13 protein-coding genes and 2 tRNA genes are annotated in these 17084 nt (G+C 45.3%); 6 read left to right on the plus strand and 9 right to left on the minus strand.

All coding sequences use genetic code 11. From position 1 onward, the window contains the following. Window positions 1–6 precede the first annotated feature (6 nt). Window positions 7–453: a ribosomal protein S18-alanine N-acetyltransferase gene (gene rimI, locus AACS92_RS15230; protein ID WP_099108847.1), complete on the minus strand. Its 447-nt coding sequence runs from the start codon at window positions 451–453 to the stop codon at window positions 7–9. Then, window positions 422–832 carry a DNA polymerase III subunit psi gene (locus AACS92_RS15235; protein WP_099108848.1) on the minus strand — a complete coding sequence of 137 codons (411 nt, stop codon included), beginning with the start codon at window positions 830–832 and terminating at the stop codon, window positions 422–424. Before AACS92_RS15235 ends, rimI begins: the two co-directional genes overlap by 32 nt. Window positions 833–1030: 198 nt before the next feature. Between AACS92_RS15235 and rsmC the strand changes: the two genes are divergently transcribed. The 4 genes from rsmC (at window position 1031) to AACS92_RS15255 (ending at window position 8545) form a co-directional block, all read left to right on the plus strand. Further along, window positions 1031–2044: a 16S rRNA (guanine(1207)-N(2))-methyltransferase RsmC gene (gene rsmC / locus AACS92_RS15240; RefSeq protein ID WP_099108849.1), complete on the plus strand. Its 1014-nt coding sequence runs from the start codon at window positions 1031–1033 to the stop codon at window positions 2042–2044. Window positions 2045–2205: 161 nt separating this feature from the next. Further along, window positions 2206–2292 (plus strand) — tRNA-Leu (locus AACS92_RS15245). Window positions 2293–2337: 45 nt separating this feature from the next. After that, window positions 2338–2424 (plus strand) — tRNA-Leu (locus AACS92_RS15250). A gap of 1021 nt (window positions 2425–3445) precedes the next feature. Further along, window positions 3446–8545 carry an RHS repeat domain-containing protein gene (locus AACS92_RS15255; RefSeq protein ID WP_099108851.1) on the plus strand — a complete coding sequence of 1700 codons (5100 nt, stop codon included), beginning with the start codon at window positions 3446–3448 and terminating at the stop codon, window positions 8543–8545. Between the two features lie 324 nt (window positions 8546–8869). On the opposite strand, the gene phoA is transcribed toward AACS92_RS15255, so the two are convergent. From phoA to AACS92_RS15275, 4 genes are all read right to left on the minus strand, one after another. Further along, on the minus strand, window positions 8870–10342 hold the full coding sequence (phoA, locus tag AACS92_RS15260; protein WP_193756867.1) for an alkaline phosphatase: 1473 nt from the start codon (window positions 10340–10342) through the stop codon (window positions 8870–8872). A 259-nt stretch (window positions 10343–10601) separates the two neighbouring features. Beyond that, window positions 10602–12095, minus strand: coding sequence for an aldehyde dehydrogenase family protein (locus tag AACS92_RS15265; protein ID WP_099108852.1), 1494 nt, complete (start codon window positions 12093–12095; stop codon window positions 10602–10604). A gap of 14 nt (window positions 12096–12109) precedes the next feature. Then, the gene (locus AACS92_RS15270) at window positions 12110–12490 is read right to left on the minus strand and encodes a cupin domain-containing protein (protein WP_099108853.1); all 381 of its coding nucleotides are present in this window, start codon (window positions 12488–12490) and stop codon (window positions 12110–12112) included. A 79-nt stretch (window positions 12491–12569) separates the two neighbouring features. Further along, window positions 12570–13871, minus strand: a complete 1302-nt coding sequence (locus AACS92_RS15275; RefSeq protein WP_099108854.1) for an NAD(P)/FAD-dependent oxidoreductase — start codon at window positions 13869–13871, stop codon at window positions 12570–12572. A 373-nt stretch (window positions 13872–14244) separates the two neighbouring features. On the opposite strand from AACS92_RS15275, the gene uriH reads away from it, so the two are divergent. Beyond that, the gene (gene uriH / locus AACS92_RS15280) at window positions 14245–15198 is read left to right on the plus strand and encodes a uridine-preferring nucleoside hydrolase UriH (RefSeq protein WP_099108855.1); all 954 of its coding nucleotides are present in this window, start codon (window positions 14245–14247) and stop codon (window positions 15196–15198) included. A gap of 109 nt (window positions 15199–15307) precedes the next feature. Here the strand turns inward: uriH and AACS92_RS15285 are convergent, their stop codons facing one another. Further along, a complete protein-coding gene (locus AACS92_RS15285; protein WP_099108856.1) occupies window positions 15308–15547 on the minus strand; it encodes a helix-turn-helix domain-containing protein in 240 nt (79 codons plus the stop codon). A 147-nt stretch (window positions 15548–15694) separates the two neighbouring features. Between AACS92_RS15285 and AACS92_RS15290 the strand changes: the two genes are divergently transcribed. After that, window positions 15695–15907 (plus strand): helix-turn-helix domain-containing protein, encoded by a 213-nt coding sequence (locus tag AACS92_RS15290; RefSeq protein ID WP_099108857.1) that lies wholly within the window; start codon window positions 15695–15697, stop codon window positions 15905–15907. A gap of 63 nt (window positions 15908–15970) precedes the next feature. On the opposite strand, the gene sugE is transcribed toward AACS92_RS15290, so the two are convergent. Both sugE and efp read right to left on the minus strand, forming a co-directional pair. After that, complete coding sequence (sugE, locus tag AACS92_RS15295; RefSeq protein WP_099108858.1) at window positions 15971–16285, minus strand: quaternary ammonium compound efflux SMR transporter SugE; 315 nt, start codon at window positions 16283–16285, stop codon at window positions 15971–15973. Window positions 16286–16484: 199 nt separating this feature from the next. Continuing rightward, on the minus strand, window positions 16485–17051 hold the full coding sequence (gene efp / locus AACS92_RS15300; RefSeq protein WP_099108859.1) for an elongation factor P: 567 nt from the start codon (window positions 17049–17051) through the stop codon (window positions 16485–16487). Between the last annotated feature and the right edge of the window lie 33 nt (window positions 17052–17084).

The following is a 17084-nucleotide window of genomic DNA, read 5'->3' on the forward strand; positions in this document are numbered from 1 at the left end:
TCATACTCACCCAAACAGCGGTAACGCCATAATAATGGCATCTTCCTTACCTGTCGCGGTCGGGTAATAATTTTTGCGGATGGAAACTTCATTGAAGCCCAGATCTTCATATAATCCAATCGCAGACTGGTTGGAACACCGGACTTCAAGCCATAACGTATTTATCTGCTTTTCAGGTAATGTGTCAATCAGATAATTTAATAGCGTTCTTCCATGCCCTTGTGATTGATATTCCGGATGGATAGCGATATTAAATAGCGTTGCTTCATCCAAAATATACTGGGTTATTGCAAAACCAATTATCTGGTTATTAAGCTCGATCTTATAATTGAGATAACGCTCTCCCTGATTAGAGTAGAATGTTGTCTCACTCCACGGAAAGGGGTGGCTGGCCTGTTCTATCTGGAAGGCCGCGGGAAGATCAGCGGGAGTTAATAGAGAAATATTCTTCATAATGGTAAATTTGTTGCCAAAGAGAACGTTTTGCATCCCCATCAAGGGATAAGTCATTTAATGCCGGGCTTCTCAAAGAAATCCCTTGTATTGATAAGGTAATATCAACCCCCAGCAGCCAGCATGGGCAGCGGATTGATTCTGAAAGCAGCTCAACATCTTTTGTTGTGATGCAATAAACTAATGAGGCATCAATCCCCATGGCTGTGAAAATATCAGCAAGTAATGAATGGCTTAAGTCAATGTGATCATGAGTAATGATCAACAGACGAGTTGAGTCAGGGATGAGGACAGATAATTCACCCCGCAGGGCCGCAGGGTTACGCAGAACCCATTGGGTGATACCCAACCGGGTTAGTGATCTGTCACGCTTCGTCATCGTGTTTTATTCCATCTGCCATAAAAAATAACAGGTAATATATACCCAGTAGATTTCAGGCTATCAGCAGTAAAACTGTCACCTGAAAGATGAGCGGTATAGTATCAGAGGGCTTATCTCTGCGCCAACAACATGGCATCCCAGCTTTGCCCAAAGATAATTATGACCGGATAAAGACTTATAAGGAGCTATACATAGATGTCAGCATTAACACCGGCCAGTGAAGTTATCCTGCGCCATCAAGAGCAATTCCACTCCCATCATCTGCTCTTCGCAGGCGATCTTCAGGATACACTGGCAACGGAAATCGAAGCCGCAAGTGTGCGGGTACACACTAGTCAATATCATCACTGGCAATCCCTGATCCGTACATTAGGTGATAATGCTCAGTTTGGCCTTACGGCTGACAAAGCGTTTGTCAAAGATTGCGATACGCTGATTTATTACTGGCCAAAAAGCAAGCAGGAAGCCCGTTTCCAACTCCGCAGCCTGTTTTCCATCCTGCCTGTCGGAACAAACATTTTTATTGTCGGCGAAAACCGCAGTGGTGTGCGTAGCGTTGATAAGTTGATGGAAGGTATTGTTACTTTCCGCAAAGTCGATACTGCCCGCCGTTGCAGCCTTTTTTATGGTCAGCTTGAACAACAGGTTCAGTTTGATCAGAACAACTGGTGGCATAGCTATCAGGTTGGGGATACCATCGTCAATACACTGCCCGGCGTATTCAGTCAGGATGATCTGGATGTCGGCAGCCGTCTTCTGCTTTCCACTTTTGATAAACCGATTTCCGGCAACTTGCTGGATATTGCCTGTGGCTCTGGTGTACTGGCCGCAGTGTTGGGTAAAAATAATCCCGATTTGTCACTGACTCTCAGCGATGTCAATGCAGCCGCCATAACATCCAGTAAAGCAACATTGAAAGCCAATAAACTGGAAGGAAATGTTGTTACCAGCAACGTCTATTCTGCTATTGAAGAGAAATTCAACTGGATAGTCTCTAATCCGCCATTCCATGATGGTCTGAAAACCAGTATGGCAGCCGCTGATGACATGATACGTATGGCACCAAATTATCTGAAATCCGGTGGTAAATTCCGCATCGTAGCAAACTCGTTTTTGCCTTATGCTGATTTACTGGATAGCGCTTTCGGCAGTCACGAAGTTCTTGCCCAGACAGGTAAATTCAAGATTTACCAAGCCACCAAGAAGTAACAAACAAAAGACCGCTATTGCCCATCTCCCCGGAAGGGCAATAGCAACATGTCGATTTTTACATCAGTCATGCTTTCTTGCGATAAATAATGATTGACGTCAGCCGTAAAATCTCTAGAATGCGCCCCCATGCTATCTGTTTAAAGATGGTATCTGAATTTGCGAGGGTGGCGGAATTGGTAGACGCGCTAGCTTCAGGTGTTAGTGTTCTAACGGACGTGGGGGTTCAAGTCCCCCCCTTCGCACCAAATCAGATAGTTATCATTAAACAAATCAGATAAATAGCAGTACCTGCGAGGGTGGCGGAATTGGTAGACGCGCTAGCTTCAGGTGTTAGTGTCCTAACGGACGTGGGGGTTCAAGTCCCCCCCTTCGCACCACTGTTACTATTTATATGATTTTCCTCTTGTTACTCTTATTTTCCCCTCCCTATCTTATTAACATATCCAGTTTCTTAATTCTATTTCACCATCGCATTCCTGAACTCAAATTCCCTCTATTATCTGTTATATCTTCTCAAAACTATCACTATTTCCTGAGAAATCTAAAAAATCACTTTTTATACATTAATATTATTAAATTTATTTATACATAATAAATCCATAAATAATAACACGTTATTACTTATACTTTAATTTAAAAAACAGACATTAAATCATTTAATTAATACGGTAATTATTTTATTATTTTTTCTGGCGTAATTTAAATATTGAAACTAACATTAATATATATTTACTGAGAATGCCATGCTGATTATTAATATTCGAGACATGATTAATTACCATGAAATATCAAAAAAAACACACCTATTTCATTAAAAAGGTAATAAACCTATTCTTTATCATTCAGAGAATATGCTATTCATAAAAGAATCAAGCGCTGCCCATACTATATTCGGATCTCATAAAGATGTTGATTATAAATATCATGAATGGCATCAAGACAATTTCTATATATTCCCTAATAGCAATACAAGTTAATTACCAAAGACTTACCCATCGCACACAAGAAGGAGACCTTTACCTTTGGTTTCTTTGGGGTAAATATAGCACGCAGAGAATCGCTGGTGCTGATTATACAATAAAAAAATATATGATGAGAAGAACCGATCCAGTATTAAAAGGGAAGCTACTCCACAAGAAAATATATTTACGACACCACGCACCGATGCTATTAGCGTGAGCCTACTTTTTTTCGAAAGTCCAGCGGTTAATTTTTGGGATAATGAATCTGATCAAATTCCACAATTCAAATTTCACGATATTTACGGCAATGAATCAGTCTGGCTAAAAGTGGTTGTGGATGTAAATAATGCGAGTGAATTTTATCTACAGGAGGGCTAAACGGATGCAGAAATTTCCGGCTTCCATCATATCCTTTCCTCAAAAATAGGTGATAACTATGAGCAATAATTTTTTCTCTCAGGCGACAAATTTCCAGAGTTCCACCACAGGCAGTGTAGATCCGCGCACCGGGTTATTTAATTGTACGATGCCGCTGGCACATCTGATTGGAAATACCCTACTGGGGCCGGAGCTGACGCTGGCGCTGTCCTACAGTCCGCTGAACCCGATGAATATCGGGTTTGGTGTGGGTTTTTCGCTCGGGCTGACACACTATGATAGTGAAAAGCAGCTGTTGATGCTCTCTACCGGCGAACGGTATAAAGTCTATGAGACGGATGATTCGGTTTCTTTAAAGCAGTATAAACAGGATGTGGTGCGGTTTGAAAAGGATGTCACGAAGGATGTTTACCGGGTTATCCATAAATCGGGGCTGATGGAAATCCTCAGTGGTCCCTTGAATGCCTATAATCTTAAAATACCAATGCGCATTATCAACCCGTTGGGGCACTCCCTGAAACTAGCGTGGAATTACGAGATAGTCGGCCTCCCCCGCCTTGCCACGATATCAGATGATAATCAGACGCTATTCAACATCGATTATCAAACCGGTATTTATACCGACATGACAGTCTGGCCCGGATCAACGGAATCGTATACCATCCGCCTCATCTTTGAGAATGATCGGGTCGTTCAAATTCGTAATAATGTCGATCAGCAGACATTAAGCTGGGGATTGGAATATGAATCAGACTGCGGTTTTCTGACCCGGATTACTTCGCCGACGGGATTCGTTGAATTTGTCGATTACGACCCGGATGGTCACCAGTTTCCCGACGAGGCCGGCCTACCACCTTTACCCTATGTAACCCAATACACACAACAGACAAAAAATTCCCCTGATGTCATCAGGCACTATGAATATACCGAACCTAATTTTCTGGGTTACGAAAATAAGGAGAGCTGGAATGAGGACGAAGATTACCTCCTCTACGGCAAGATGACCTATTACCTCTACGGCTCCACCGAGCACTGGAACAACGGCAGCGAACAGCGCCACATTCTCCGGCGTTACAATAGCTACCACCTGCTGATTACTGAAAACGTGCAGCAAAACAGTTGCCAGCGCCAGCATGAAACGCACTATTATGCTCAAATCGGGCTGGAATTTGCTCAGCAGCCCCCGCAATTTCAGTTGCCAAAATCCGCTACCATCCGGTTTATCGCTCAGGCGGATCAACCGGACGATGCCCCGCTGACGAGGGAGGAAACCACGCAGACAGAATTTGATACAGCAGGCAACCCCACCTTACAGATTGCTCCGGACGGTACCCGAACCGAATGGGTGTACTACCCGGCTGAAGGCGAAACATCCACCAAGGATAACACGGTATACTGCCCGGCAGATCCGCACGGGTTTGTGCGTTACGTAAAATCGAAAAAAATCATTCCCCCGCCGGTCACCGGCTATGACGATGTGCCCGTCCATCAGGAGATCTACCGCTATGCTTCCCTGCCCACACGCCCAGATAGCCTGACAGATCATGCGGTGGTGTGTACCCGTCAGGAAGTATACAGCGATAAGATCTTGCTGCATATCCGCCAGACCGAGTACCGGGATGAGCCGGAGGGTCCGCATCATGGGCGAGTGGACTCGGTGGTAGAAACCGTGTATAGCCTGCAGGATCCCGCCTCCGCGCAGCCCCGCTCCCCGTGGAACAGTCAAAAAACTTTCGTCTATGCCCTGAACGCGGGTCAGCTCCGGTGTACCACACAATGGTGCGGGCATGACGGATTCACGCTCAGTAGCATACAGGAAAAATCCTGTCTCAGCGGTAAAATCGGCTATCAACAAAATCCGCAGGGCTGCACGACACACTACCTCTATGATGCGCTGGGCCGTTTATTGACGCAGAAGGATAATGCCAACACCGATTATGCCCGTGAGAAGGGGTACACATATTCCCTTGAAGCGCCGGGTGTCGTCACCACAACGCAGACCGATGTCTGGGGAAATCAGGCCCGTTGCCAGGCTGATGGGCGCGGGCAGGTTTATCAACTGGATATTCTGGCGAAAAAACTGGACATTCTGGCGAAAGAACAAGCGACTACAGACTGGCACCTCCTCTCAAAGAACGGGCGGGATAGCTGGGGGCGGGTGGTGACGCAGTCTCACCATGACACACTACCGACCGGCCCCGATCCTGCGCAGCCCGATACCGTGAAGACGTGCTCGATCTCCCTTAACCAGCAGATCACCTACGATGACTGGGGACAACCCAGCCTGATTACCTCGGATACAGGCCAGCGTAGCCGGCAGGTGTTTAATCCGGTGACCCAGATCACCCGCTGCACTACTGAGGTGGATGGCCTGACATTCGGTTATACGGAAACGGCCTACAATCTGCGACATCAGCCTCTGACGGTAACGCTGTATGACAGCCAGGGCCAATTCGTCAGCCAGCAACAGAACGAGTATGACGGGCTGGGGCGGTTGCGGGCCACGGTGGATGCACTGGCACAGAAAACGCAATACACCTATGACGCTTTTCATCGCGTTGCGACGATAACGTACAGCGATGGTACCGTGGTGCAGAAAAGGTATGCGTCGTTCAGTGCGGATAATTTAGTGACGCAAATTGTGGCGGACGGGAAAGTGCTGGGTCAGCGGGTGTTCGACAGCCTGCATCGGGTCATCTCGGTCACGGTAGGCGGTCGGACACATGAGGCAACCTATACCTGCAGTAATCCGGCACCTGAGATAGTCACTGACCCGCTCAAACAGACGGTTCACCAACAGTATGAACCCCGTCTGGGAAATGCCTTGCTTCAGCGAACCACCGCGGGGATCACCCAGACCTTTAGCTATGACGCCAAAACCGGCGCGATGATAAACGCGGTGGCAGAAAAACAGGTATCACAGCAGTGCGAGTATACCCCCGCCGGCTTATTGCGGCAGGAAACGACCACGTTTAACGATACCGGTGTGGCCAGGCATACTCAATACACGTATTCCCCGGGCGGCCAGCTGACGGCCTGTCAGGATGTGACTGGCACCCGCCGCCAGCGGTATTTTGATACACAGGGGCGTCCTGTAATGATAACAGACAGCGCGATAAACGTGACGATGTCCTATGATGCTGCCAGCCGGTTAAACTGCTGGACGGTGCATGATAACGCCCAGTCGCAATCACTGACCACCACACTGACCTGGGATGACCTCGGCCGGGAAACGGAACGCCGGATTGACAGTGGAACGGACGTACTGACCCTGACGCAGACCTATACGGTGCTCGGTCAGCTCGCCAGCCGGGAAACCCGTTCACAGCAGGCCGGGTTGTTGCGTCAGGAAAGTTATACCTATGATGTCGCCCGCCGCTGGCTGACAGATTACCAGTGTTCGGGCACGGAATGCCCTCAGGATGCGTATGGCATGAGCCTGCGCCGCCAGCAGTTTACCTATGACCGGTTGGGCAATATGCTGACCTGTGTGACTACATTGGCGGACAATAGCCGCGACACCGCCACCTTTACCTACAGTCCGTCCGATCCCTGCCAGTTATACCGCATTACCCATACGCACCCGGCCTACCCGGCGAAAATTACGCTAACCTACGATGCTGGCGGCCGGTTGATTCAGGATGAGAGCGGGAACCAGCTGACCTACGATGCGCTAGGGCGGCTGATCTCAGTGACGCTGAAAGAGAAAATCAGCACGTACGGGTATGATGCCGCAAACCGACTGGTTCTGCACCGGCTGGACAATACCGGGACACAGGAGCTGTACTATCAGGGCAATGCTCGCGTCGCAGAAGTGCAGCGTGAAAGCGGCACGGCAACCCGTCTGGTGCATGCGAACGGCACACCGGCCGCAGTAATCGCCGGTGATAAGACCCATTTACTGGGCACCGATGGGCAGGGCAGTCTGCTGATAGACCAACCGGGCAGCGGCACACCGACCCGTTATCGTTACACCCCCTATGGCCAGCAGGCAGCCGATGAGCAGAACATGGTACTGCCCGGTTATACTGGAGAACGTGCCGACCCGACAGGAGGGGGTTATCATCTGGGCAATGGCTACCGCACCTATAGCCCGGTGCTGATGCGGTTTACCGCACCGGACAGCTTAAGTCCATTCGGGGCTGGAGGCCTCAATCCGTATGCTTACTGTTTGGGTGATCCGGTCAACCACAGCGATCCGAGCGGACATATGAGCTGGGGCAGTATTTTCGGCATCGTACTTGGTACGGTTGGCCTGTTAGCGGGGCTGGCCATGGCCATTCCGACCGGCGGTGCCTCGTTGAGTATAGACGGTGCGATTATAGCAGGTATCGGATTTTTGGGAGATGCGACCAGCATTGCCAGTGTGGCCACCGAAGAGAGTAACCCGCAGGCCTCCGCCATACTGGGTTGGGCCTCGCTCGGGCTGGGGGCATTGAGTCTGGGCAGTGGATTGCTGGGCGGGCTGACTCGCGGGATGCGGCAGGTGGGTGAGCAGCTGTCCGACAGTTTTGCCCATGGGCTGAGTGGCAGAGGCGCGGCTCAGGCAGGAAGCAGTAGCCACTACGCAGTGACAACAACTGAAACCGAGTATACTCGTAATTTTAGGAAATTGATGAACTTAGGTGGTTCTGAACTTATTGATAATCAAATGAATACTATTCAGATTGATTGGAATACCACTCGACATCTAATTCCAGAAAGTGAGTATGGGGCAAGTTACAAGACACTTTTAAAACTAGGGGTTGATGAATCTCCATCTGGAAGTAATGTATGGAAATTAAAAACGGATGCGTCGGGGTTAGATCGTATTATGGGTGGTAGTCATCATGTAAATATCACAAGAAACATTTACGAAAAATTATATTTGCCATTTATTAATGATGCAACATTAGTTACTCATGCTTCAAATACTAATAATATACGAGCTATAATTGATCACCAAATATTAAATAGAATTCCGTTTGATGCAAACATCATGAATTCAATAAGGATGTATTGGACTGCAAGTCATTATAGTGGGACATTTAAAGATTGGCTTGTCGCTGAAATGGTATTAAGATTCCCTAATAATGAACAAAATATAAGAGAGACGGCAAGTGTTATTTATATGGATAATACAAAGATTTTTGCTGATTTTTATAATCTTTACCTTTAGTTAACAGTTTATTTATACACTTGTTATTAAATGTTTTTATATTATTTAATAATTAGTTTTTTATCTGCATATTATCCATTACACGAAATTAACCTGAAGATAAATCCGGCAAAACCATTATCTCCCCATAAGGGGGAGATAATGGTTTACCATGAAAAATAAAAGATAACTTTATCTATGATCTTATTTCAATTTTATGAGGTACTGATTTTACTTCATTGTAGCTTATATTATCGAATTTATCCTAATCCGATCATTCGTACTGATTATACGTTATTAAACCATTCAGAATTGAACGATGATATTGATCGGGTACATCTTGTCTTATTGTTTCAACCCCATCGCATCACGTATGGTAAAGAACAAATCTGTCTGATCAGTCAAGCCAACGACATTAGCAGCATGTGGGCCATAAGCCGCAACACGTAACTGCGTACCAGTATGATTCTGTTTGCCTTCTTCTGCGTTGCCATAGTTGACCGTAATAACCGCACCATCTTTGGTAATCAATGAACGGGTCAGGCCGGGTGATTTAACATCATTAGCAATAATCTGGCTGGAATGGGCATGATCAGCGGTAACGATAACTAACGTATCTTCATGCTGTCTGGCAAATTTCAGCGCAGCCTGAACAGCTTCATCCAGCGCCACCGTTTCCCCAATTTGGGCGCAAGGGTTAGCTTCATGATCTTGTTTGTCAATCGAGGCACTTTCTACCTGCAAGAAAAATCCATTTTTGTTAGCCTTCAGCAAATCAATCGCTTTTTCTGTTAACTGTACCAATGTCGGTTCATCAGAGCTACGCTTTGCATTAATTTGGCACTTCATCGGTGCTTCATTAAGATTACCGTGATAAACCGCTTTTGGTCCCTCCCAGATCACATCCATGTTTCCATTGCTAAATATGCCTAATAACGGCTTTTTCTGACTGGTCGCTTTAATATTGCTCAGTGATTTTATATCCGTTACCCATTGATAACCCTGATCTAGCGCCTGTTGCTTCAGGGTATTTCCTTTATTAGCTCCGGCTGTTGATTGTTGCTCAAAATATTTAGCCCCTCCTCCCAGAGTGACATCAGCACGCGCCGTCAAAAGCTGTTCTGTGATAGAACCTCTGCCACCTTTATCCAACACTTCTGTCGGGCATTTTTCTAACGCTTCCTGTGGATCCCGGCATTTACGATTGGTGATATGCGCATATAGCGCGGCAGGAGTTGCGTCCTGAATTTCAGCTGTTGTCACATTTCCTGTGGCTTTTCCATTCTGCTTTGCCAACTCCAGTAATGACTGATGCGGCTTGCCGAAAACATCAATGCCGAGCGCGCCATTATAGGTTTTCACTCCTGACGCCCACGCGGTAGCTGAAGCAGCGGAATCCGTGACATAATCTGGTTTCTTGGTCTCTTTATCCAGTGAGTAGTGTGTATATTGCCCCGTGAAAGGAAGAGCATCGATTCCCTCGAAAAAACCACCAGCACCTTGTGCGTAGTTGCGGGCCAGCGTAATTTCAGAATCCCCCATGCCATCACCAATAAACAAAATGACATTCTTCGCTTTTGTATTATTTAAAGCTGCTTTAAGTGCATCAGTTTGATCCTGAGTCAGGCGACGGGCACCACCAAACTGAGTAAGCTCACCATGAGCAGAACGTTTTTCTGCCATGATGTTATCCGCACTCGCACTATTAGCTTGCGCAGATAAACATACGCCTGACGCTAATATAGCGACAGTCATAGCAAGAAAATTTTTTGTACGATTATGAAATGTAGAGCGATGGGACAGGTCATTGCAGAACATAGGTGATTCCTTATGATCGGGAGAATTAAAAAACACCTTCTACCCAAATAGTAAACACCCAATATGGCATTTTTGTGAAACCGCAATGACACATTTATGACAATACTTATACAGCATTATGGAAACATTGCTTTTGGATCAATGGCTTTGGAAATATCAGCCTAAAACCATTTTTCAACATTGATAAACGATTAAGTTGCCTCGTTTTGTCTGACACGAAGCAACTTTAAACCACTTAAGCATCGATATTCTGCAACGATCAATACCGTATCATGACTGATTTCAGTTCTGTGTAATACTCGATGAATGCCTTGCCAAACTCCCGACCGAATCCTGATGATTTTATCCCTCCGAATGGAAGGGCAGGATCAAGATACGTATGCATGTTAACCCACAAAACACCGGCCTGAATACGCGGGATCATTCGCATCGCCTTGCTGAGATCATTTGTCCATAAGCTGGCGGATAAACCGAATGGCGTTGCGTTCATCATAGCAATCAGCTCCTCCTCATCATCGTAACTAAGGAAAGTCCCTATTGGCCCGAATGTCTCTTCTTTCATCAACGTATCATCTGCACTTTTGGCTCTGATCACGGTGGGCATTACAAAAAAGCCTTTCCCTTCCAGTGCGCGACCGCCATAGACAATTTCATTCCCTTCCTGACGCGCTTTTTCAAACAGGGACAGAATTTTTTCATAGTGCTCTTTATTGGCTAAAGGCCCCATTTCCGTCGTTTCATCAAGGGGAGAACCAATTTTCATCGCAGACAGACGTTCAGAAAGTAACTTCAAAACTGCATCCATATGAACAGAAGGAATATAGAAACGTTCTGCTGCTGCGCAGATTTGCCCCTGATTCAGATATCCGGCTTCCAATATTCCATCAACTATCTTCTCTACAGGCATATCTGATAGGAAAGCCGCTGCGTTTTTACCGCCCAGCTCCAGCGTTGCACGGAACTGCCCCTGTTCCATGACAGATTTGCCGATGAGTTTACCTGTAGGTACTGATCCGGTAAAAGACACTTTGGAACACAACGGATGAGTCAACAGCTTAGTTCCTACACCGGCTCCGGAGCCATTAACGATATTAATCACGCCGTCAGGAATTCCGGCTTCTTTTGCCAGTTCCGCCACGCGCAACATTGTTAACGGGGTATATTCGCTTGGTTTCAGAACAATCGTACAACCGCAGGCCAAAGCGGCCCCCAGTTTCCAGATGGCAATCATGATCGAGAAATTCCAGGGAATAATCCCGACGACCACGCCGACAGGTTCACGACGGGTAAAGGCGGTATATTCTTCACCCTTGAAAGATGGCAAAGAAACATTCAGTGTTTCGCCACTTATTTTGCTCGACCAGCCAGCAAAATAGCGCAAGTATTGGACAGAGGCTCCAACTTCCAGCATACGTGATAACTGAATGGTTTTTCCTGAACATAGAGTTTCCAACTGGGCAAGTTCTTCGCTATGTTTTTGCAGCAAATCCGCCAGCCGTATCAGACAATCTCCACGTTCCATCGGTGAAATCCTAGCCCATGAACCATGAAAAGCATCAGATGCAGCCTGCATAGCGGCATTGGCTTCGACCTCACTTCCCTGATTAACGGTAGCGATCACCTCATCAGACGCGGGGTTGACGACTGAAAAGGTTTTGTCTCCCTGACCACGAACGGATTGTCCATTAATGTAATGGCCATGAGAACGCTGCAAAAAAGCCGTAACGGACGCCAGCAAAGTGATGTCACTCATGATGTTACCCTCCGTCAGCCGGAAATCTGAGAATTGATACACGCCATATAATGTTTCACGAAGCGTTCACTGGTAATTTCCCACAAAACTTCCGTACCTTTGGCAGCAAACCATGAATCACCTTTGTGATATTCGGCCACAACACCTGTTTTAACATCCGTCAGTTTCACAGAACCTTCATGCACCGTTGCCATTTCATCAAAGGGATAAACCATCTTAAATTTCCCTCTGGTACAGGCAAAAATACCGCAGGTCAGATTATCATTTGGTTCCCCGTGAACCATGGCAACACTTGCCTGTGGGTCACCTTCTACTACAACAGAACCAAGATTAGTCACACTACCAATCGGCATTAACTCAGGAAGTGATTTCTCTAACAATAACGGCTTTATCATGACTTTTACCTTTCAGAATTTATTGTGCAAAAAGAAATTTATGTGCAAAAAAACAGTGAAAACCCAAAAATCAGTAAAACTAACGACGCCCTTTCCAGTAGCCTGAAAGCTGATGCCAACTCTTTCCGAGAGAAAGATATATATGCCTCAGCTGCTCTTTACCAATAACATTCATATGCGGGATAGAGCTCAGCAGAGAATAACGATCGGAGCCCTCACTCATACCTTCTGCCAGCACTTTACAGATAATATGACTTGGTGTTACCCCAAACCCTGAATAACCCTGAACGTAAAAGACATTGTTATGCTGTGGCAAAGAACCTATCTGCGGGAACAGGCTGACGCTACAGCACATCGGGCCTCCCCATGCCAGTTCAATCTTCACATCTTTCAGGTAGGGATAAACATCCAGCATGCGATTCCTGTTCCATGCTTTTAAATCAGAAGGGATATATTCGAGATACTGCGTTGCACTACCAAACAATAGCCGGTTCTCTTTAGTCACCCGCCAGTAATTGATGATGGGACTGATATCGCTATAAGCTCCGTGGATAGGGCTGACTCTTTCGATCATTTCGTCTGACAGCTCTTCTGTCATTAACTGAAATGCATAAGTATTGATTGTTTTTTTATAAATTGTTGGTTCAAGACCATTCAGAAACGCATTACATGCCCACAGCATTTTATTTGCCCGTACAGAACCCATTGCGGTGCGTACGGTAACTCTTGGGCCATATTCAACATTCAAAACCTGACTGTTTTCGAAAATTTTGACGCCGTACTCTGTGGCAGCCTTAGCTTCCCCTAACAACAGATTCAGAGAGTGAACATGCCCACCTCCCATGTGTTTCAATGCAGAGGTGTACAGATCTGAACCGATGACTTTTTTAACATCTGAACCGGTATAAAGCTCAATTTCATCATCGGGGCAGGCTGCCTGAAACTCTTTCAGCCAACTTTGCAACGTCTTATCCTGCCTGGAGTTATACCCTAAATAGCCATAACCAGAGCAAAAATCCGCATTGATATTATATTTGGCAATCCGCTCCCGGATTATTCCTGCGCCCATGTTGCTGATTTTAAATATGGTCTCCAGACCTTTCTCACCGACGTGGCGTTTAATCCGATCCAAATCATGACCAATGCCAGCCATAACCTGCCCACCATTACGCCCTGTTCCTCCATATCCAAGCGTTCTTCCTTCCAGAATCGCTATATTGGTAATACCTTTTTCTGCCAGCTCCAATGCTGTATTTACACCAGAAAACCCACCACCAATGATAACAACATCAACATCCAGATCTTCTGTCAATGTTGAAAAGCGAAGATCATATTTTTTAGTTGCTGCATAGTATGTTAATGAATCGATCTGATTATTCATATTACACCCCGTGAGCATCAGCCTATACCCTGATATGTTCAAGGATACCTGTGCATTGACTGAATGTTATTTATTCAATTAACGTTTTTTATTCAAGCAACACGATAAAGCCAGATCAAAAAACATTAATAAATTAATAAATACACAAATTTGCCATCTGCCATTTCTTATCATTTATATATGAATCATACGCAATTAAAATGCTCAAATCCTTTGTTGTTTATATGTTAATTAAATCACAATAATAAAAACTATTGTTAATAGATTGCATTTTTTATCATGTCGTTTTGTGATGGTCAGCGGAGGAATTTTTATTGATGCTGAATTATTCTTTGTGGGTATATTTACTTTAGGCGCCATAAAAGGAATGAATATGTCTCCCAAGAAAATTATTCTCGATTGCGACCCTGGTCATGATGATGCCATTGCTATGCTGCTTGCTCATGGCAACCCTGATATCGAACTCTTAGCTGTAACAACTGTTGTGGGCAATCAAACTTTAGATAAAGTTACCCATAATGCGCTTTCCATTGCCCGTATCGCTAATATCCGTAATATTCCTTTTGCTGCTGGCTGCTATCGGCCGTTGGTCAGGGAGATCAAAACAGCTCCTGACATTCATGGAGAAACGGGACTGGATGGCCCTATTTTGCCTGAACCGGAAATAAAACTAGACGCTCGCCATGCCGTTGATTTAATCATTGATATCATCATGGAACATCCGCCCAAAAGCGTCACATTAGTCCCAACCGCAGGCTTGACGAATATTGCTCTGGCTGTGCGTAAGGCACCACAAATTGTGGAGAGAGTAAAAGAAATAGTATTAATGGGAGGTGGTTACCATGAAGGTAACAGAAGTGCCGTTGCAGAATTCAATATATTAATAGACCCGGAGGCGGCACATATTGTTTTCAATGAAAAATGGCCTCTGACAATGGTCGGATTAGATCTCACCCATCAAGCACTAGCAACACCGGAAGTTACTGAAGAGATAGCCCAAATAAATACACGCCCTGCTCAGTTTGTGTTGGATTTACTCCAATTTTATGGAAAAAGTTATCGGATGACACAGCGGGGTTTCGACTACCCTCCCGTCCATGATCCTTGCGCTGTCGCTTATGTGATTGATCCCAGTGTTATGACCACACAAAAAGTTCCCGTTAATATCGAAATGTCCGGAACCTTAACCACAGGTATGACTGTTGCTGATTTTCGCTTCCCGCCTTCAGAGGACTGCCATACTCAGGTTGCTGTAAAACTGGATCAGGCAAAATTTTGGCGGATGGTTATCGATGCCCTAAAAAATATTGGTGAGACCGATCACTGAGAAAGCTACCTGACAAACAGACCAAAATCACCTTTGAGCTAGTTGTATATGCTCAAAGGTGATAAAACTTCACTTTCAGAACGATATAAGAAACAGAACAACGGATTATTTAACCGGAAGAAATAGAAGCTTTAAAATCAAACAATTCATTCAGCTCAATCTGCAACCCATTCGCAATCACATAAATAATTTCTAAGGTAGGATTTCTGACACCGCGCTCAATACCGCTGACGTAGGTTCGATCCAAACCACACTTATCGGCAAAAGCCTCCTGCGACATCCCGGCTTCTTTCCTGAGATATCTAATCCTTTGCCCGAAAAGGGATTTGATGTTGTTAGGTGTTTTCATCCGATAAGTATCGATTCGTGTTACTTATCCGACCACGGACTATGAGTCACATTTAAATCTAAGTTATGTTATTATGCGTGACTCATAGTCTACTAATAAATTATTTCTTTTTAATTGAAAAATGACAGGTAACCGGAGAAATTAAAAATGGAAAATAAAGATTGGCACTCCGCCGATATCATTGCTGAATTGAAAAAACGCGGCACAACATTGTCAGAAGTCTCACGTACAGCGGGGCTGGCATCATCAACACTTGCGAATGCTCTACAGCGTCACTGGCCAAAAGGGGAGCGTTTAATCGCAACCGCGCTGGGGCTTACGCCAGAAGAGATATGGCCTTCTCGTTATGAAAAAAAGTAAGCAAAATAAAACCCAGCGTAATGCTGGGTTTTATTTTAATGCTAATCAATGAATTACAAAAAATCAGCTAGCAAGTTTCAAACCAATAATGCCAACCACAATCAGGCCAAGGCTTAATATTCTGGCAATATTTGCAGGCTCACCCAATATCATAATTCCAAAAATTGCTGTACCTACCGCCCCAACGCCTGTCCAAATCGCATAAGCTGTTCCTGCCGGAAGACTTTTCATAGCATAAGCCAGTAACCCTACACTGATAGCCATCGCACTGGCAGTGATCAAGCTCGGCACTAAACGGGAAAACCCCTGTGTATACTTCAGGCCCACAGCCCATACAACTTCAAATAAACCTGCAATGAGAAGTATCAACCAAGACATGTTTTAACCTTATATCTAATGGAAGCGGGGCCGTCCCCAATGAGATGACGTTTATCCGGGTCGTCCCAGATAACGATAGGAAATGAAAAGGAATTATAACGATCAACCCAAACCGCTGCAATGGTCGTAAAAATGACCATAAAAAAACCGCAACCTCTGGACGAAGAGGCTGCGGTTTTTCTAAAATAACAAAGCGAGATTATTTCACGCGAGAGACGTATTCGTTAGAACGGGTATCAACTTTGATAACTTCACCGATCTGGACAAACAGAGGTACTTTTACTACCGCGCCAGTGCTGAGAGTAGCTGGTTTACCACCAGTACCTGCGGTATCACCTTTCAGGCCTGGGTCGGTATCAACAATTTCCAGCTCAACAAAGTTTGGTGGAGTCACAGCGATAGGACGGCCATCCCACAGTGTCAGAACACATTCTGCCTGATCGATCAGCCATTTAGCATTGTCACCAACAGCTTTCACATCTGCAGCTAACTGCTCGAAAGTTTCGTTGTTCATGAAATGCCAGAATTCACCGTCGTTGTACAGGTAAGTCAAATTGACATCCATAACATCTGCACTTTCAACGGAATCGGTTGATTTAAAAGTTTTTTCTAGCAGTTTGCCAGAAATCAGCTTACGAATACGAACACGGGCAAATGCCTGCCCTTTACCTGGTTTAACAAACTCACTGTCAAGAATAGCGCACGGCTCGCCATCTAACATGATTTTAAGACCTGAACGGAATTCATTGGTACTATAAGTAGCCATGGAGATCCTCTAATTTTTAACGAAATGGCTTAG

Origin of the sequence: Xenorhabdus sp. KJ12.1 (genome assembly GCF_963876495.1) — a bacterium.
Lineage (GTDB): Bacteria > Pseudomonadota > Gammaproteobacteria > Enterobacterales > Enterobacteriaceae > Xenorhabdus > Xenorhabdus stockiae.

What these genes read in the sequence shown, in the direction of transcription:
- AACS92_RS15265 (WP_099108852.1), bottom strand. Translation starts at nt 12,095, where the DNA reads ATGAGTGACATCACTTTGCTGGCGTCCGTTACGGCTTTTTTGCAGCGT.
- sugE (WP_099108858.1), bottom strand. Translation starts at nt 16,285, where the DNA reads ATGTCTTGGTTGATACTTCTCATTGCAGGTTTATTTGAAGTTGTATGG.
- phoA (WP_193756867.1), bottom strand. Translation starts at nt 10,342, where the DNA reads ATGTTCTGCAATGACCTGTCCCATCGCTCTACATTTCATAATCGTACA.
- AACS92_RS15290 (WP_099108857.1), top strand. Translation starts at nt 15,695, where the DNA reads ATGGAAAATAAAGATTGGCACTCCGCCGATATCATTGCTGAATTGAAA.
- efp (WP_099108859.1), bottom strand. Translation starts at nt 17,051, where the DNA reads ATGGCTACTTATAGTACCAATGAATTCCGTTCAGGTCTTAAAATCATG.
- rimI (WP_099108847.1), bottom strand. Translation starts at nt 453, where the DNA reads ATGAAGAATATTTCTCTATTAACTCCCGCTGATCTTCCCGCGGCCTTC.
- AACS92_RS15275 (WP_099108854.1), bottom strand. Translation starts at nt 13,871, where the DNA reads ATGAATAATCAGATCGATTCATTAACATACTATGCAGCAACTAAAAAA.
- AACS92_RS15285 (WP_099108856.1), bottom strand. Translation starts at nt 15,547, where the DNA reads ATGAAAACACCTAACAACATCAAATCCCTTTTCGGGCAAAGGATTAGA.
- AACS92_RS15255 (WP_099108851.1), top strand. Translation starts at nt 3,446, where the DNA reads ATGAGCAATAATTTTTTCTCTCAGGCGACAAATTTCCAGAGTTCCACC.
- uriH (WP_099108855.1), top strand. Translation starts at nt 14,245, where the DNA reads ATGTCTCCCAAGAAAATTATTCTCGATTGCGACCCTGGTCATGATGAT.
- AACS92_RS15270 (WP_099108853.1), bottom strand. Translation starts at nt 12,490, where the DNA reads ATGATAAAGCCGTTATTGTTAGAGAAATCACTTCCTGAGTTAATGCCG.
- AACS92_RS15235 (WP_099108848.1), bottom strand. Translation starts at nt 832, where the DNA reads ATGACGAAGCGTGACAGATCACTAACCCGGTTGGGTATCACCCAATGG.
- rsmC (WP_099108849.1), top strand. Translation starts at nt 1,031, where the DNA reads ATGTCAGCATTAACACCGGCCAGTGAAGTTATCCTGCGCCATCAAGAG.